At 57.1% G+C, this 338-nt stretch carries 1 pseudogene; it reads right to left on the bottom strand.

Annotation, left to right across the window (positions count from 1 at the left end):
- A pseudogene (locus tag AAEZ05_RS28010) lies at positions 1–338 on the bottom strand (transposase); the annotation flags it as partial.

Genomic DNA, 338 nt, shown 5'->3' with positions numbered 1-338 from the left:
ACTCGACTGCGTAATCGAATTCTCTCAACGCCCGGAGAACGCCGCCTGAGGCGATGGGCGTAGTAAGTCGAACGGGTGATTTCGAACACCTCGCACAAGCAGTCAACAGGTTCATGGGCGCTTAGCTGATGGATCAGTGCGAACGCTCGAGATCTTCCGACATCAAGAGCGCGGTAGCCTTTTTTAATATCGATTTCTCTCGTTCAAGACGGGCGATTCGGGCTTCCAGCTCCTGGATCTTTTGCTGCTCTGGGGTGAGCGCCTTGCTCTGCGGGGTGACGCCTGTGCGTTCCTGCAGAAGCTGACTGACCCAACGGCGCAGGGCCGACTCGCCAATG

This window comes from Pseudomonas sp. HY13-MNA-CIBAN-0226 (genome assembly GCF_040310305.1).
Classification (GTDB): domain Bacteria; phylum Pseudomonadota; class Gammaproteobacteria; order Pseudomonadales; family Pseudomonadaceae; genus Aquipseudomonas; species Aquipseudomonas gregormendelii.
Note: the sequence above shows the minus strand (reverse complement) of the source record. Positions and strands in the feature narration are given on the sequence as shown.